This window comes from Exiguobacterium sp. RIT594, from assembly GCF_003339585.1.
In the GTDB taxonomy this organism is placed as follows: Bacteria; Bacillota; Bacilli; order Exiguobacteriales; family Exiguobacteriaceae; genus Exiguobacterium_A.
In genome coordinates this window covers 727,688-743,929 of sequence record NZ_QPKF01000001.1, presented here as the reverse complement: position 1 = coordinate 743,929, position 16,242 = coordinate 727,688, and the positions used below count along the sequence as shown (strand labels likewise).

Genomic DNA, 16,242 nt, shown 5'->3' with positions numbered 1-16,242 from the left:
TTATTCCTCCTCAATTCGTTGTAAGACTTGTAAAGCGAGATGCTTCCCGTTCAGACCAGGCCGCGCTTTGAACATTTTCCGATCATCGACGAACAATTCAACCGGATCGGATGTACGTGTCTGGAGGGACAGGCAATCGCCTACCTCGAGGTGTAACAATTCTCCAAACGAAAGTTCCGTCTGGCCGAGCACTGCTTTCAAATCGACGATTGATCCCATCAACTGTGTTTGCATATGTTCTGACTCTTGGTTATCGGCTGACTTTCGTTTCTCTTGTTGCATCCAAAAGTGACTCGATAGTTTCGGAATGATTGGTTCGAGTGTCACGAACGGCAGACAGACATTAAGCGTTCCGCTTACTTCTCCGACCGTCACGTAAATCGAGACGAGAATGACCGTTTCATTCGGTGAGACGAGTTGAAGAAATTGTGGATTGATTTCCAAATCATCATACTCGGCTTCGATTTCGGCAATCGATTCCCACGCTGCCCCGTATTGAACAAAAGCGCGTTTGAATAACTGCGTCAAGATCCGGGTTTCGATTTCCGTCAAGTTCTCAATCTTATTCATACCTTCCCCCGGTCCGCCGAGCAATCGATCGAGCATCGCATACGCGATGTTCGGATTCACTTCGAAGATGACCCGTCCGTCTAACGGATGAAGATTCACTAAATTAATTAAGGTCATGTTCGGAATGGAATGAATGAATTCGTCATAAGGAAGCTGTTCGACCGTATTGACCGTAAACTGGACGTATGTTCTAAGCTGTGCTGAGAAATGGGTCGTCAAGACTCGGGCAAATTGTTCATGAATCCGCGTTAAGTTCCGCATCTGGTCTTTTGAGAATCGCAACGCCCGTTTAAAGTCATATACTTTCACACGACGTTCTTCTTCTTGACTGCGTATTTCCTCGACTTCCATATCTCCGCTTGAAATGGCTGATAGCAGGGCGTCAATTTCATGTTGTGATAATACTTCGCTCATGCGGCCACCTCACTGGATGATTTTTTTCGTCGTGTAGACACGTTGAACATCGCCTTCTTGCAGGAGCTTTTTAAATTGCCCCCGTAATTTTTCTTCGAGTTTCGCCATGTCCTGTTTAGAATCTAAATCTTGTTTTTTCATCGAAGCTAAATCCCCTAAGATGATATTGTTGATTTGAAACTTGCGTAATTCCAGTTCTTCCCGTGTTGCTGCATCATCCGTGACGATTGTAAACTGAACATTTAAGAATCGTTCGTCTGCAATGTTCGTCGTCAAATCATCTGTTTGAAAACTTCGCTCTTCAAGTTCCGCTCCTGTCGGTTGTTCGACTTTCGCTTCGGTCGGATCACTCGTTAACAAATATTTTGAAAGCATGTAGCCCGCACCTACCATCATAATCGCGACGACAACCATGATGAGTGGTAATTTCAACTTACTCTTCTTCTTTTCTTCTGCCATCTTCGAGCCTCCTAGCACTGTTCAAGCCCGTTAAACCGACTTGTCGGTAAAAATCGATTGTGGCTGCTTTTACCTCTTCCAATGTTTCTTTGACGACATAAGTCTGTCCCCCGACCAACTGGATCGTCGTATCGGGTGTCGACCTGACCGCTTCGATTAAGATTGCATTTAAGACAAGCGGTGTTTCACGTAATGTCGTTAAAGTAATCATCGTTTCAAGTTAACGAGTTCTTCTAAAATCTGATCTGATGTTGTGATGATCCGGGTGTTCGCCTGGAATCCGCGTTGGGCGATGATCATTTCCGTAAACTCTTCCGATAAGTCGACGTTCGACATTTCAAGTGTTCCGGATGTTAATTGACCAAGACCGTTTGTGCTTGGCGTTCCAGTCGCTGCGATACCCGAGTTTTGAGAAGCGGCAAACAAGTTCACTCCTGATTTTTCAAGACCACCCGGGTTAGCGAAATTGGCCATTGATACGTAACCAACTCGTTGCAAGTTACCCGTTCCATCAACGAATGTGACTAGTCCGTCTTTTCCGATTGCAAGGTTCTGTGCTCCCGTCGGAATTTGTAACTTCATGTAGCCATTATTTACTTTGTTTGTGATTTGCCCTTGAGCATCGTATTGGTTGGCAGGTAGATTTGCTTGATCGGCAGGTGGCTGTCCAGGGTTGGCAGGCGGTGGATCAGACAATCCTACGAGATAATTTCCATCTCCCGTTACGATGTTCCCTTGAAGATCTGTATAAAAGTTACCGGAACGAGAATAACGCACACCGTCTGCCGTTAAGACTTGATAGAATCCTTCACCGGAAATCCCGACATCAAGCGTTCGACCTGTATTTTGTAACGCTCCTTGATTATAAACGTTATCGACCGTTGACATCGAGGCCCCGAGTCCTACCTGTTTCGGGTTTGTCCCACCGACACCTCCACCATTACCTGATGCGGAACCAACTGATTGGTTGACAAGATCCTTAAACGTGACACGGCCTTTTTTATAACCAAATGTATTGACGTTGGCGATGTTATTCCCGACGACGTCTAACTTTGTTTGGAAGTTCTTTAACCCACTGATTCCTGAATACATTGAACGTAACATTATTTTTCCTCCTTTGTTTTAATTTCAGTCAATTCGTAGACACTGACACTTTTTCCGTTTGATAACTCGGCAATGACATCGACCCCGTCACGCTTTACACTGAGGACGTTTGCCGTCACTTTACCGGTCGATGTCACATCTGCTCCCGTTGCATCTTTCGTGACAGTCTCACCTTCATAGCTGACACTTTTTCCAATCAAATTACTGTAGTTCATCAGAGCCGCCGCATGCTGATTGAGCATCATCGTATCCATCCCTTTGCCAATCGCTTGCATCTGTTCAAGAGAAGAAAACTGAGCCATCTGCGAAATGAACTCCTTGTCTTCCATCGGTGCCGTCGGATCTTGATTGGACAATTGGGCAATCAGGATTTTCATGAACATGTCTTTGTCCATCGAGTTACTGGATGGTACTTTCGTTTTCTCCGGTAACTGATAGGACGACGCATCATTTTTGATGGAATCAGTCATCTTCATCCTCCTCTAGTTCTTCTTCGTACGGTGCAGGTTCTTCTTGCTGGCGTTCCCGTCGCTCTTGCGGCAAACCTTGTTCAAAGTCTTTGACACTCGATGCCAACATCCCGGTTTCGACTTTGACGAGTGGTGCTTGCGGCTGCAACGATGTATGTAGCTTTCCGAGTTGCTGATCCAGCATTTGTTTTGCTTGTTCTGTCGCCGCGAAAAGCTTTACTGTCAATAAACCGTCTTTTTTATCCAACTGGATGACGACCTCACCCAATTGTTCTGGATATAAGCGGATCGACATGCGTGTCGAACCGTCCGCGCCTTTTAAAAATGGTGCTTGTTTCATCGCCGCTTCAATCCGGGACGTGAGTTGTTCATCGACATTTGGTTGCATGACGGATGGCCGAACTCCTACCCCTAATACACCGTTCATACGTTCAAATTTCAATCCGGTCAACGGTGATGGTTGTTCTTTCCCTTCCGGATCGGCAGCTACCTGAATGGATTCAATCACCTTTTTAGTCATGACATTGGTTTTCAGTGTTGGTGTCGTTTGTTCAGATGAGACAAGGCGATTTGAAAGCAAAGGCATCACTGCCTCTTTTTTAGTACCTGGAGCATTCATTAACGTCGGATTAGTTTGCGGTACAGCTGAAACCGCCGTTACAACTGGCATTACCGGAAACGGTCCAACAGTCCCTGAAACATCAGTCGCCTGAATGACCGGAGCATTTAGTCCTGCCGGTAAGTCATTTCCTTTCACATGTTCCTTAGCGACGACGGTCGACATCACCGTTGCAAGTACTTGTTGGAGGAAAGCTGGGAATTGTTCGAATAACTCCATCGCTTTTCCCGGCTGTCCGTCTTGTATCGTCTTAATGAACTGAATCAGCTCCGTTGCTTTTTTAGGATCATGTATTATATCTTCTACTTCAGGTTGCTCCAGAAGTTGTAACACTTTTTCCGGCTGTGCGGTCAATTGTTCCAACAGCGGTTTGACTTCGAGATTCGTCTCCCCTTCAGTCGGTATTGCCTGTTGATCCAGTGAAGGGTTCTGTACGCCCTCAGCTAGAGGTTGCACTAAGTATTGAAGTAACGAAGCAAAATTTCCAACGCCATTCGCCGGGAGCTCTTTCCCGTTCCACTTCGTAACCGGTTTAGCTGTTTGTGCTTGCTGTACATCCGTCAAGTTCATCTTATTTTCTCACCCCTTATTGGACTGCCAACAATTGTGTCAACGCTGCAGCTTTTTTAGGATCCATCTTTGCCATGATGGCTGCCTGTTGTTCAGCATCAATTTCTTTAATGATTGAAACGACTTCCGTCGGACTCAATTCGTTGAAAATATTGGCTGCATCCTTCGGCGTCATCTCCGCATAGACATCTGTCACATCAGCAGTCTTTTTCGAAGCAGACTTATCTGTCCCTGTTGTTGCAGGTGTAGCCGGCGTGTTTTTCAACCGATCCCGTTCCGCAATCAACCGGACGACTTCCTGTTCTTTTGCTTGGATGAGTTCTGCTTGATCAGTTGTCTTCGCCCGTAGTTTTTTGATTTCAGCATTGGCTAATTTCAAGCGTTGTTCGATCTCTGAATTTTTCGAAGACGTTACTTTTGAATCCGTCACTTCTTCCGATGCGAAAGGTAATGAAAAAATCGGACGCCCATTAGCGTAATTTAATACGAGATAGGCTGTAAATAATAACAATAACAACGGGATGATTAATAAGGGCAAAATCCATTGTTTTGATGACTTGTTCTCACTCATGTCGTTCGCCTTCTTCCAAACTGCAATAATGCTAATTCATCCATTTGGTTCTGTTCCACCAAAGCGAGTGTCCGCCGATTTTCTTCTAATTGATTTGATTGCAGTCGTGTAAATTTCTTTTCTTCAATCAAAGCCTCTTTTAAATCGATTTGAGCCCGCTCATACTGATTTTTCGCCTGGGTAACATATAATTGTTGGCGTTCAATCTGTTGTTTGACGACATCGCGTGCACGTTCACGGTATTGAGAAGCAAGCAGCTCAACCGTTCCTGTTTCATTTTGTGCTTTTAAAAAAGCTTCATAACGAACGAGAAGATGGTACAATTTCTCGACCTCGATTTCATATTGTTTCTTTTTTTCAGCAGTATGTTTTGAAACACGATCCTTTTCCGCTTCCGCTAAAGGAATGATGCGTTCATATATGGTTTTCATTCGTGCACCTCCTTTAACGGATTGTCGAAATCAGACGGCTCATTCCATCTTCAAAATGGCTTTTTTCTTCCACACGTTGTTTTAAAAATCCGATTAATTCAGGATATTTTTCAACAGCCCGATCAATGTCGGGGTTTGTACCGCTTTTATAAGCGCCGATATTGATCAAATCTTCGGCATCGAGGTATGTCGACAGTAACTGTCTGAACGTAATCGCACTATCTTTATGTTCGGTCGAAGTAATTTGATTCATGACCCGGCTGATGGAGCGTAAGATATGGATTGCCGGATATTGCCCTTTGTTTGCGAGATTTCGGTCGAGGACAAAATGACCATCGAGAATCCCGCGGACCGCATCCGCAATCGGTTCGTTCATGTCATCACCGTCAACCAGGACGGTATAAAATGCTGTAATGGAACCTTCTGTCGTTTTACCGCTTCGTTCCAACAGTTGTGGAAGCAAGGCGAACACACTCGGTGTATATCCCTTTGAAGCAGGTGGTTCGCCGGTCGCCAGACCAATTTCACGCTGAGCCATGGCAAAACGTGTGACGGAGTCCATCATCAATACGACATTTTTTCCTTGATCCCGAAAATATTCAGCGATCGCCGTTGCCGTATACGCTCCTTTGAGTCGAACGAGTGGCGGCTGGTCACTCGTCGCTACGACGATGATCGAACGGCTCATGCCTTCCTCACCTAACTCCGCCTCAATGAATTCCTTCACTTCACGGCCCCGTTCACCGATTAAGGCGATGACATTGATATCAGCCGTTGATCGTTTGGCAATCATACCGAGTAATGTCGATTTACCGACACCCGACCCTGCGAATAGTCCGACTCGTTGCCCTTGTCCGACGGTCAATAAGCCGTCGATGGCACGAATCCCTGTTGATAACACTTGATCGATCCGCGGACGATCGAGTGGACTTGGTGGTTTACGGACAATTGAAGTCGTCCGTAAATGCGCCAGTGATTTCCCGTCTAATGATCGTCCGAGACCATCCAGGACTTTCCCGATCAAATCATCTCCGACAGGAACATGAAGCGGTTTTCCTGTTGCGATGACGATCGATCCCGGTGCAATGGCCGTCGTTTCACCATATGGCATCAATAGTACATGTCCTTCTCGAAATCCAACGACTTCTGCCTCAATCTCGTCTCCACGATGAATCCGGATCAAGCACCGCTCGCCGATGGCAACAGCTGTCGGACCACGTGATTCAATCATCAAACCAATGACTTGAACGACTTTACCAGAATGCTCGACAAGTTCTTCCCGACGAATATCTCGAATCGCTGCTTGTAACTGTTTGAGTTTATACATCGTGTAACACCTCGGTGAGTTGCTCCATTAATCGTTGATAACCGATTGACAATCCACCCGTGATGGCACCATTCTCTGAATCAATCCGGAAATCTCGTGCATCAAGCTCGGGATCAATCCGTAAACGGATCGTTGCCGTCCCTCCTAAAATGGTCTGTAACCGTTCATCCAGTAAGACAACCCGTTCAAAGTCTTCAGCTGATGTATAGACAATTAATTTTTCACGATCTCTAAATTGAAGAATCAACTGTTGAATCGTCTGATAAAGTGCTTCTTCATCCTTATCGTGAAGCTGCTCCATAAACTGATGCGTCAATTGAAGGGCCAGTGCACACAATTCATCTTCCATCAGGAGGACTCGTTCTGAAAACATCTGTTCGAGCCTGTTCGCAAGCTGGTTCGTTTCCTCAATCCGTTGTTCGTATTGTGTTCGTCCAGCTTGTTGACCCGACTGAAAACCTTCTTCGTAACCCTGTTGTCTCGCTTCTTCCAGCACGCGGAGCCGCTCTTGCTCCAAAGCTGCCCGCCGTATTTGTTCTTGTTGTTCGATCAACAGTTGCTGTTGCTTTAGTTGGACTTGTCCTTCCCGCATCATCTCATCATAAGAAACAAGCGGTTCGGTTTCAGTCACCTGCTCGGATTCCGTCTGATGGAAAATCGTTCGTTGCGTCCGGTCGAAAACAACTTGACGCTTAATGACGTTAGACAACGATATCATCTCCTCCACCACGGGCTACCACGATCTCACCCATATCTTCTAGGCGACGGATGATGCCGACAATCCGGCTTTGTGCTTCTTCGACATCCCGTAATCGGACAGGTCCCATGAATTCCATATCCTCTTTGAACGATTCGACCATTCGTTGGGACATGTTGCGGTATACCATTTCCTTCACGTCGTCTGAAGACACCTTGAGCGAAAGCAACAAGTCTTCATTCGAAACTTCCCGGATAATCCGTTGAATAGCTCGGGCATCGAGTGTAACGATGTCTTCAAAGACAAACATCCGTTTCTTGATTTCTTCCGCCAATTCCGGATCCTGAATTTCAAGCGTATCGAGAATCGTTCGTTCCGTCGTCCGGTCGACACCGTTCAAGACTTGAACAACCGCCTCGATTCCACCAGACTGGGCATAATCCTGCATGCCCGCTTGCGATAGATTCCGTTCAAGAATTTGTTCGACTTCACTGATGATTTCCGGATTCATCCGGTCCATCGTTGCAATCCGTCGGGCGACATCTGACTGGGCTTCTGCCGGAAGTTCTGATAAAATTTGTCCCGATTTGACCGGATCCAGATGTGCCAAGACCAAGGCAATCGTTTGCGGATGTTCATTTTGAATGAAGTTCAGCAATTGTTTCGGATCCGCTTTGCGGGCAAACTCAAACGGTCTCACTTGAAGCGTCGACGTCAAACGATAAATGAGTTCCATCGCCTTCTCTTCACCTAATGCTTTTTCCAACACGGATTTGGCGAATCCGATACCACCTTGCGTGATATAATTTTGTGCTGTCGCTAATTCATGGAATTCTACTAACACTTCGAGCTTCTCATCCGGATCAATCCGTTTCATGCTCGAAATCTGTAATGTCAGCCACTCCATTTCTTCTTCCGACAAATGTTTATATACGCTGGCCGCGACTTCCGGACCAAGCGAAATCATTAAAATTGCGGCTTTTTCCCGACTACTCATCTCTAATTTCTTCATCTCATCAATCCTCCGCTAACCAGGTGCGTAACAACTTCGCAAATTCATCCGGATTGGATGCGGCAAGCTTCTCAAGCTGTTTCCGTTTGACCGCTCCTTCACTTGTGTCCTCTGTCGACAGTTCAGGAATCTCTGTCTCGATTGGTGTCCACTCTTCCAGTTCTTCAATCTCAGCTGTTTTTCTTCTACGCAACATTAGGAAGATGGCTCCTACTACAACCAGTGCTGCGGCACCTAATGCAAACCAGACCCACATTGGTGTTGTTTCCGTTGTTACTGTCTGTTTCGGCGTCTCGGCAAACGGTCTTGACATGACGACGACTTTATTCGCAAGCTCTGCATCGGTTAAGGTCGTCTTCGCATCCGTCTTCGTCAGTGAAGTACGAATGATCGAATACATCATAGTCTGTAAATCTGTTTGAAGTTGCGGATCAATTTGATTTTGTCCTTTAGGTGGCTCAACGATGACTTGAATTCCCAAATCCCGAATTTCATACGGTGCACCGGTAATCTGTTTTGTAATTCGATTGACTTCGTAATTGATGATGTCATGTGTCTTCTCACTTGTGTCCCCTGCCGTACCCGTACCTTGCGGGAAGTTAATGGTCTCATTCTCACCCGTTCCTGCAGTTCCTTCATTGGCCGCTCCCGTATACGCTTCAGCGACTTTCTCTGCCGATGTCACGATTCCCTCGATTTTATCAGGATCAACCGGTTCGACTAATTTTTGTTCCTCTTGCCGTTGCGTAACGTCGACATCTGCCGTAACAGAAACCAATGCTTTTTGCGGACCGAGAACGACTGACAGCATCTGCTGAATTTGTTGGCGTAAATCTTTTTCCGTCGTTTTCTTCAATTGCATTGGATCCGTTCCGCCTGCAGTCTGTGCTCCTTTACCCGGCTCATAATACGTAAAGTACTGATCCATGATGGTAATGTTTTCTTCTTTTAAATTCGGGATACTTTTCGCAATCAGATGATACAGACCTTGAACCGTCTGCTGGTTCAAGTCGCTGCCGGCGCTTGATGTCAAGACGACCGAGACAGTTGATGTCTCTTCTTTATCTGATAAGAAAACACTTTTTTCAGGTAAGGTAATCATGACCTTCGCAGCATCAATCCCGTTGACTTGCGTAATCAGATTTTCTAATTCCGTCTGCATCGTGTCCCGCTCGAGAATGTTCATTTCCTTATCTGTTGTTCCAAATCCGGCGTTTTCGCTGAAGAAGGAATAATCGATTTGACCTGATTTAGGTATTCCGGCTGTCGCCAACTCCACTTTTAAGTTTTCGGCACTTTCTTCCGGTACAAGAATCGTTACACCGTCTGTCCCACTGACGACTTCGGACTGTACACCATCTTCATTTAATTTCTCAGTCACTTGCCCAGCCTCTTGCGGTGACAACTTTGAGTACAGTGGTGTCATCGTTGGTTTACTTAACCAAATGGCTGCAACAATGATAGCTGCAATTAGAAATAAGATCATTCCGATGATCGTTGCTTTTTTGACGAGCGACCATTCCTGCCATGTCGTTTTTAATGCGCCAAAGCGCGTTTTTAGTCCTTCATTCATCAAACATCTCCCACGCTTTCCTCAACAATCACAGTTGCATACGCATCATTTCTTGGTATGCTTCGATGCCTTTATTCCGGACTTCGATAGCGAGTTGCATAGAAAGCGATGCTTCTTCTGTTTTGATCATGATGTTATGTAAGTCTGTCGTTTTTCCAGTCGCAAGATCGACTCGTGCTTGCGAAGAGGCTTGTTGCGCCTCGTTCAGACCGTTCATGGCCTGACTCAATACTTCACTGAAATCACTTGGTGTCGTTTTAGCAACAGATTGAGACGGTAAGACCATCTGCATACTTTGAATTGGTTGAATCGCCATCTTGTCATCTCCTTCTTACTTGCCGATTTCCATCGCTTTGACCAACATTGCTTTTGTTGCATTCAACGCTGTGACATTCGCTTCATAAGAACGCGTCGCCCCCATCATGTCGACCATTTCCTTCAGGAGATCGACGTTCGGCATTTTTACATATCCCAGTTCATCCGCATCCGGATGATTCGGATTGTATTCCAATTTAAATGGTTCTTGGTCTTTTCGAATCTCGCTGACTGTCACCCCGTTGCCTGTTTCTTTCAAGACGGCTAACTTACGGGCATATGGTTGCCATTCTCCGTTAACAAGCTCACCGCGTGTCGTCTGAGCATTGGCGATATTGGCAGATACGGTATCGAGTCGCAGACGCTGTGCCGTCAATCCCGTTGCTGATGTATGAAAACCTGAAAACATACTCATGAATTAACGTCCTCCCCGGATGACGGATTGAATTCCGGAAAATTTCCGGTTCAATTGTTCAACCAATGCTTCGTACTCAATTTGATTGCGTGATAATTCAGACATTTCGAGGTCAATATCGACCCCATTCCCATCATTACGCATAGCAGACGATTGTTCGACGATGCTTCCTGAAGTACCGATTGTTGCGTGTCGTTTTAAACTCATTTTCATCTCTGAGTCCAAAACATCGCCAAACACTACACGTTTTGCTTTATATCCAGGTGTATCGACGTTCGCAATGTTTGCTGAAATTACTTTCTGCGCTGCCACCGTCCGATCGACAGCCTGTGTCATTGTTGCATAATCTGAACCAAGCCAGTTCATCATTCAACCTCCACCTCTATTTATCTCGTAAAACTTAGTATTATACCGTAAGCGGTTAGTAACATATCTGAAATAATTGAAACAAATAGGTCAATGTTTGAAAAGAAGTTTTTTGAAAAATAGGGTAATGAGATGTTAATATTTCGCTTTTTAAACCCTTTTCTTATAAAAATGATAAATAATACCTATAAAAAAAAGAAGACCTAGTACTTTACTAGGTCTTCTTTTAAATTCTATTTTTTCCTTTTTTTAGTTCGATTTAATGCGTTCTAACTCATAGAGGAAATTGTCATTTAAAATCTTGATATATGTCCCTTTCATACCAAGTGAACGGGACTCGATGACGCCGGCGCTTTCAAGTTTCCGCAGAGCATTCACGATAACTGAACGCGTGATGCCGACACGATCGGCAATTTTAGAGGCTACGAGCAACCCTTCGTTTCCGTCCAACTCTTCGAAGATGTGTTCGATGGCTTCAAGTTCCGAATAGGATAAAGAATTGATTGCCATTTGAACGACGGCTTTCTTCCGCGCTTTATCTTCCGCTTCATGGGCTTTCTCACGTAAGATTTCCATTCCGACAACTGTTGCTCCGTATTCCGCAAGCACTAAGTCCTCTTCATTAAAATCTTCGAGCATCCGGCCAAGGACAAGTGTTCCAAGTCGCTCACCGCCACCGATGATCGGAACGATCGTCGTTTTGGATGTCTCGAACATATCGCGGTTATCGATCGGGAAAGCTGTATGCTCACTGTCGATTGCGATGTTTGCTGTCGTTTCCGTCACATTAAACAATTTTTTTGTATAATCTTCCGGAAACTGACGCTCTTCAAGGAATCCACGAATCCGTGCATTCTCGATTTGTTGTTTAATCGCAATTCCTAATAACTTTCCACGACGGCTGACGATAAAGGTATTTGATTCCATGACTTCACTTAAACGATCTGCCATGACCTTAAAGTCGACATGTGTGCTTGCTTCTTGTTGTAACATCGTGTTAAGCTTTCGTGTTTTTGCCAATAAATTCATGATTTTCTTCCTCCACTTATAAGATGAACTGACTTAAATCACGATCATCTGCTACTTTTCCGACGCGGTCCATGACATATTGTGGTGTGATGGTGACGTCTGTCTCTGGCATCTCTGCCGCTTCAAACGATAATTCTTCTAATACACGCTCCATGATGGTATATAAACGGCGAGCACCGATATTATCTGTTTCATCATTCACTTGTGCCGCAATCCGTGCAATTTGACGAATCGCGTCTTCGGTAAACGTGACATGGACTTGCTCCGCTCCAAGCAAAGCTTTATATTGTTTCAACAATGCTTGATTGGGTTCAGTCAAAATTTTAACGAAGTCATCTTCGGTCAGACTGTCGAGTTCCACCCGGATCGGAAAACGTCCTTGCAACTCCGGAATCAAATCAGATGGTTTTGCCATATGGAAAGCACCGGCTGCAATGAATAACATATGATCCGTCTTCACAGGACCATACTTCGTCACGACAGTCGATCCCTCGACGATTGGTAAGATATCACGCTGTACGCCTTCACGTGATACACCGGCACTATCTTGCCCCTTCGTTGCAATCTTGTCGATTTCGTCGACGAAGATGATTCCCATCTGTTCAGCACGACGAACAGCTTCATCGTGGACTTCATTTAAATCGAGTAATCGTTCCGCTTCTTCTGCTGTCAAAATCGGACGTGCCTCTTTGACACTCAGCTGGCGTTTCTTTGTTTTTTTCGGCATGACTTGCCCGAGCATATCCTGTAGATTCGCAAGACCTTCCATGCCTTGTTGACCGGAGAACAAATCCATTTGGCGTTCTTCGATGTCCACATCAATAATGCGGTCTTCTAGTTGACCTTGGAACAATTGTTGACGAATGACGGACCGATCGGCTGTATCGCTGGCAGTTTCCTGCTCGGGCGGTTTTGGAGTCCCACCGAACAGCATCTCAAACGGATTTCCTCCGCCAAGACCCGCCGAAGCTTTTTTACCGACAAGGGCATCGACGATTCGTTCATTCGCAACCGCTTCAGCCCGCTCTTTCAAAGCTTCCTTTTTCTCGTCTTTGACAAGCCGTAGTGAGGCTTCGACTAAATCACGAACCATCGATTCAACGTCACGTCCGACATAACCGACTTCCGTGAATTTCGTAGCTTCGATTTTAACGAACGGTGCACGGACCAATTTCGCAAGTCGACGGGCAATTTCCGTTTTCCCGACTCCTGTCGGTCCGATCATCAAGATGTTTTTCGGTGTCACTTCATCCCGCAGACTCGGATCGAGCAACTGACGGCGGTAACGATTTCGGAGTGCAATCGCGACGGCTCGTTTCGCGTCCGCTTGACCAATAACATGTTCATTTAGTTTTTCCACGATTTGTCTCGGTGTAAATTCATGCATCTGCACTTCCCCCAATCGTTTCTAAAATGATTTGATCATTCGTGAATACACACAACTCTCCTGCTGTTTCAAGAGCGGCACGGGCGATTTCCTCAGCCGTCATGTGTGCAGCGTGCCGAGCCAGTGCCCGACCCGCGGCAAGCGCATAGTTTCCGCCTGAACCGATGGCCAAAATCCCGTCATCGGGTTCGATGACTTCTCCGTTACCTGAAACAAGAAGTAAATGTGTTCCATCCATGACAAGCAACAAAGCTTCCAGCTGGCGTAACATTTTGTCACCCCGCCATTCCTTTGCTAATTCCACGGCAGCCCGTTGCAGGTTTCCATTGTACATTTCAAGTTTTGCTTCAAACTTTTCGAATAATGTAAACGCATCGGCTACACTTCCGGCAAACCCGGCAATCACTTTTCCACCATAGAGACGCCGGACTTTTTTTGCACTTTTCTTCATGATGACTTGATTACCAAAAGTCACTTGTCCATCCCCGCTCATTGCAGATTGACCGTTATGTTGAATCGCAAAAATCGTCGTTGCATGAAACATGCTATTTCCTCCCTTAGGCACGCGGATGCGCTTGCTGATAAACATGCCGTAGCCGCTCCGTCGTGACGTGTGTATATTGCCCTGTCGTCGATAATGAAGCATGCCCAAGCAATTCTTGCACCGCTCGTAAATCTGCTCCACGTTCCAGTAAATCGGTCGCGAAACTATGTCGTAAAGCATGTGGTGTCACGTGTTTCGATAAAAACGGATCTGCCTTTTTTAAGATTTTCCGAATCCCGTCCGTTGTCAAACGGCGACCAGAACGAGAAAGAAAAACGGCTTGTGCTTCATCCTCGGCCGGTTGTCGTTCCATCAAATACTCGGACAAGGCTTTTCTCGCAAAGGATCCGATCGGTGTAATCCGTTCTTTTCGTCCTTTTCCGTATACATGCACATATTCCAAGTCCGGATCCAAATCTTTTACGTTCAATCCGGCTAATTCGCTGACACGCATTCCTGTCGCATACAGCAACTCAATCAATGCCACATTCCGTACGCCTAATGAATCCGACGTTCGGAAAACTTCTAAAAATCGTTCGTATTCTGATGGTACTAAAAACGTCGGCAACGTTTGGACACGTTTCGGTGCCTTTAATCCCTCAAAAGGATTGACGTCATTTGTATCCCGCGTCACAAAACGTCCGAACTGTTTCAAACAAGATACTTTTTGAGCGATCGTTGATTTAGATGCTTTTTGGTCATAAAGAGCAAACAAATAACGCCGTGCAGTTGCCAATTCAATCGATCTCAGCTGATGATCGAGGCAAAAAGCGGCGTATTGTCGAAGTGTTTGATCATAAGAACGGCCCGTATTTGGAGATAATTGACGCTCGATGTGCACGTACCGTAAAAACGATTTTCGCAGTACATCAAACTCTGAGTCTACTCCCATTGATGAGCCCCCTTCTAACCATTTCATACTCGAATCGCCCTTAGCATAGCACACCGGAAGTAGTCTGACAATAGACCAAAAATCGGAAAAATAACAAAATTATCACGCTTTTATGACAAATTAAGAAATGGGAGAAAAGAACGCTGATTTGCGCCTTCTCCCCCATCCTCTTTACATATCGGTAAAGTCTTTAATTGCATCCAATGCCCGCTCGGCAAGGAGCGCATATTTTTCCGGTTTTCTCATTCGACCGGTTTGGTCGGCAAGTCCCGGTACCAGTCCGAAGTTCGCATTCATCGGTTGGAAGTTTTTTCCTTCTGTCGTCGTAATATAATGCGCCATCGCACCCATCATCGTTTCCTTCGGGAAGGCGATCGGTTCCGCTTCATTAACTAAACGAGCCGCATTGATACCTGCCGTCAAACCGGAAGCAGCTGATTCGACGTATCCTTCGACACCTGTCATCTGCCCGGCAAAGAATAGATCCGGACGTGTCCGTGTTTGATACGTCGGTTGCAACAAGTTCGGGGAATTGACGAACGTATTGCGGTGCATGACACCATAACGAACGATTTCAGCGTTTTCAAGTCCTGGAATCAAACGGATGATCCGTTTTTGTTCGCCCCATTTGAGGTGCGTCTGGAATCCGACGAGGTTGAACAGTGTTCCGGCCGAGTTATCCTGACGGAGTTGAACGACGGCATACGGACGTTCACCCGTTTTCGGATCTTCAAGCCCAACCGGTTTCATCGGTCCGAACAACAGTGTTTTCGGTCCGCGTGACGCCAGTACTTCAAACGGCATACAACCTTCAAAGTAGATTTCCTTCTCGAACTCTTTTAATGGAACGACTTCCGCTTGAATCAACTCATTGTGGAAATGCATAAACTCTTCTTCTGTCATCGGACAGTTCAAGTAAGCTGCTTCCCCTTTATCATAACGTGACTTTAAATACACTTTATCGCGGTCAATCGTATCACCGTCAAGAATCGGTGCGGCAGCGTCAAAGAAGTACAGGTAATCTTCTCCGGTGAACTGCTTCAGGGATTCGGACAAGGCGGCACTTGTTAAAGGACCTGTCGCGACGATGGTCGGACCATCCGGAATCGCTTCAAGTTCTTCATGATGCACCGTGACGTTCGGATGATTTTTTAATGTTTCCGTCACGTATCCGGCAAAGTCATGTCGATCGACAGCAAGCGCACCACCTGCCGGCACACTCGCAAGATCGGCAGCTTTGAGGATAAGTGAGTCGAGTTGGCGCATTTCTTCTTTTAATACACCGACTGCATTTGTCAGTTGATTGGCCCGAAGTGAGTTCGAGCAGACGAGCTCTGCAAATTGGTCGGTATGGTGAGCAGGTGTCTGCTTGACTGGTCGCATTTCATATAAATCTACTTGTACACCGCGTTTCGCAAGTTGCCATGCTGCTTCAGAACCTGCGAGACCGGCGCCGATTACGGTTACCCGCTTCATC

At 45.9% G+C, this 16,242-nt stretch carries 20 protein-coding genes; all 20 read right to left on the bottom strand.

The window, feature by feature from the left end; genetic code table 11:
- The 20 genes from fliM to trmFO all read right to left on the bottom strand — a co-directional run bounded on the left by fliM (position 1) and on the right by trmFO (position 16,241).
- On the bottom strand, positions 1-984 hold the full coding sequence (gene fliM / locus DVG79_RS03695) for a flagellar motor switch protein FliM (protein ID WP_012370738.1): 984 nt from the start codon (positions 982-984) through the stop codon (positions 1-3).
- A 9-nt stretch (positions 985-993) separates the two neighbouring features.
- A complete protein-coding gene (locus DVG79_RS03690) occupies positions 994-1,443 on the bottom strand; it encodes a flagellar basal body-associated FliL family protein (protein ID WP_026828016.1) in 450 nt (149 codons plus the stop codon).
- The gene (locus tag DVG79_RS03685) at positions 1,418-1,654 is read right to left on the bottom strand and encodes a flagellar FlbD family protein (protein WP_026828015.1); all 237 of its coding nucleotides are present in this window, start codon (positions 1,652-1,654) and stop codon (positions 1,418-1,420) included. Before DVG79_RS03685 ends, DVG79_RS03690 begins: the two co-directional genes overlap by 26 nt.
- Positions 1,651-2,547 (bottom strand): flagellar basal body rod protein FlgG, encoded by an 897-nt coding sequence (gene flgG / locus DVG79_RS03680; RefSeq protein ID WP_014970679.1) that lies wholly within the window; start codon positions 2,545-2,547, stop codon positions 1,651-1,653. Before flgG ends, DVG79_RS03685 begins: the two co-directional genes overlap by 4 nt.
- On the bottom strand, positions 2,547-3,017 hold the full coding sequence (locus tag DVG79_RS03675; RefSeq protein ID WP_114595503.1) for a flagellar hook capping FlgD N-terminal domain-containing protein: 471 nt from the start codon (positions 3,015-3,017) through the stop codon (positions 2,547-2,549). The genes flgG and DVG79_RS03675 overlap by 1 nt, the downstream gene beginning before the upstream one ends.
- Complete coding sequence (locus tag DVG79_RS03670; protein ID WP_114595502.1) at positions 3,010-4,206, bottom strand: flagellar hook-length control protein FliK; 1,197 nt, start codon at positions 4,204-4,206, stop codon at positions 3,010-3,012. The genes DVG79_RS03675 and DVG79_RS03670 overlap by 8 nt, the downstream gene beginning before the upstream one ends.
- A gap of 16 nt (positions 4,207-4,222) precedes the next feature.
- On the bottom strand, positions 4,223-4,777 hold the full coding sequence (locus DVG79_RS03665) for a MotE family protein (protein ID WP_114595501.1): 555 nt from the start codon (positions 4,775-4,777) through the stop codon (positions 4,223-4,225).
- Complete coding sequence (locus DVG79_RS03660; protein WP_114595500.1) at positions 4,774-5,208, bottom strand: flagellar export protein FliJ; 435 nt, start codon at positions 5,206-5,208, stop codon at positions 4,774-4,776. The genes DVG79_RS03665 and DVG79_RS03660 overlap by 4 nt, the downstream gene beginning before the upstream one ends.
- A 13-nt stretch (positions 5,209-5,221) precedes the next feature.
- On the bottom strand, positions 5,222-6,535 hold the full coding sequence (fliI, locus tag DVG79_RS03655) for a flagellar protein export ATPase FliI (protein WP_114595499.1): 1,314 nt from the start codon (positions 6,533-6,535) through the stop codon (positions 5,222-5,224).
- Complete coding sequence (locus tag DVG79_RS03650; RefSeq protein ID WP_114595498.1) at positions 6,528-7,253, bottom strand: FliH/SctL family protein; 726 nt, start codon at positions 7,251-7,253, stop codon at positions 6,528-6,530. The genes fliI and DVG79_RS03650 overlap by 8 nt, the downstream gene beginning before the upstream one ends.
- Positions 7,237-8,244 (bottom strand): flagellar motor switch protein FliG, encoded by a 1,008-nt coding sequence (fliG, locus tag DVG79_RS03645; RefSeq protein ID WP_114595497.1) that lies wholly within the window; start codon positions 8,242-8,244, stop codon positions 7,237-7,239. The genes DVG79_RS03650 and fliG overlap by 17 nt, the downstream gene beginning before the upstream one ends.
- 4 nt (positions 8,245-8,248) lie before the next feature.
- Complete coding sequence (fliF, locus tag DVG79_RS03640) at positions 8,249-9,817, bottom strand: flagellar basal-body MS-ring/collar protein FliF (protein WP_114595496.1); 1,569 nt, start codon at positions 9,815-9,817, stop codon at positions 8,249-8,251.
- A 28-nt stretch (positions 9,818-9,845) separates the two neighbouring features.
- Complete coding sequence (gene fliE, locus DVG79_RS03635; protein WP_026828005.1) at positions 9,846-10,133, bottom strand: flagellar hook-basal body complex protein FliE; 288 nt, start codon at positions 10,131-10,133, stop codon at positions 9,846-9,848.
- A 15-nt stretch (positions 10,134-10,148) separates the two neighbouring features.
- Positions 10,149-10,547, bottom strand: coding sequence for a flagellar basal body rod protein FlgC (flgC, locus tag DVG79_RS03630; RefSeq protein WP_026828004.1), 399 nt, complete (start codon positions 10,545-10,547; stop codon positions 10,149-10,151).
- Positions 10,548-10,550: 3 nt separating this feature from the next.
- Entirely contained in the window at positions 10,551-10,916 is a 366-nt protein-coding gene (gene flgB / locus DVG79_RS03625; RefSeq protein WP_233494516.1) for a flagellar basal body rod protein FlgB, read from the bottom strand.
- A 246-nt stretch (positions 10,917-11,162) separates the two neighbouring features.
- Positions 11,163-11,942 carry a GTP-sensing pleiotropic transcriptional regulator CodY gene (gene codY, locus DVG79_RS03620; protein ID WP_012370753.1) on the bottom strand — a complete coding sequence of 260 codons (780 nt, stop codon included), beginning with the start codon at positions 11,940-11,942 and terminating at the stop codon, positions 11,163-11,165.
- A gap of 16 nt (positions 11,943-11,958) precedes the next feature.
- The gene (gene hslU / locus DVG79_RS03615; RefSeq protein ID WP_114595495.1) at positions 11,959-13,329 is read right to left on the bottom strand and encodes an ATP-dependent protease ATPase subunit HslU; all 1,371 of its coding nucleotides are present in this window, start codon (positions 13,327-13,329) and stop codon (positions 11,959-11,961) included.
- Positions 13,322-13,918: an ATP-dependent protease subunit HslV gene (gene hslV, locus DVG79_RS03610; RefSeq protein WP_369835017.1), complete on the bottom strand. Its 597-nt coding sequence runs from the start codon at positions 13,916-13,918 to the stop codon at positions 13,322-13,324. The genes hslU and hslV overlap by 8 nt, the downstream gene beginning before the upstream one ends.
- The gene (locus tag DVG79_RS03605) at positions 13,887-14,765 is read right to left on the bottom strand and encodes a tyrosine-type recombinase/integrase (RefSeq protein WP_114595493.1); all 879 of its coding nucleotides are present in this window, start codon (positions 14,763-14,765) and stop codon (positions 13,887-13,889) included. The genes hslV and DVG79_RS03605 overlap by 32 nt, the downstream gene beginning before the upstream one ends.
- A 171-nt stretch (positions 14,766-14,936) precedes the next feature.
- Entirely contained in the window at positions 14,937-16,241 is a 1,305-nt protein-coding gene (gene trmFO, locus DVG79_RS03600) for an FADH(2)-oxidizing methylenetetrahydrofolate--tRNA-(uracil(54)-C(5))-methyltransferase TrmFO (protein ID WP_114595492.1), read from the bottom strand.
- Between the last annotated feature and the right edge of the window lies 1 nt (position 16,242).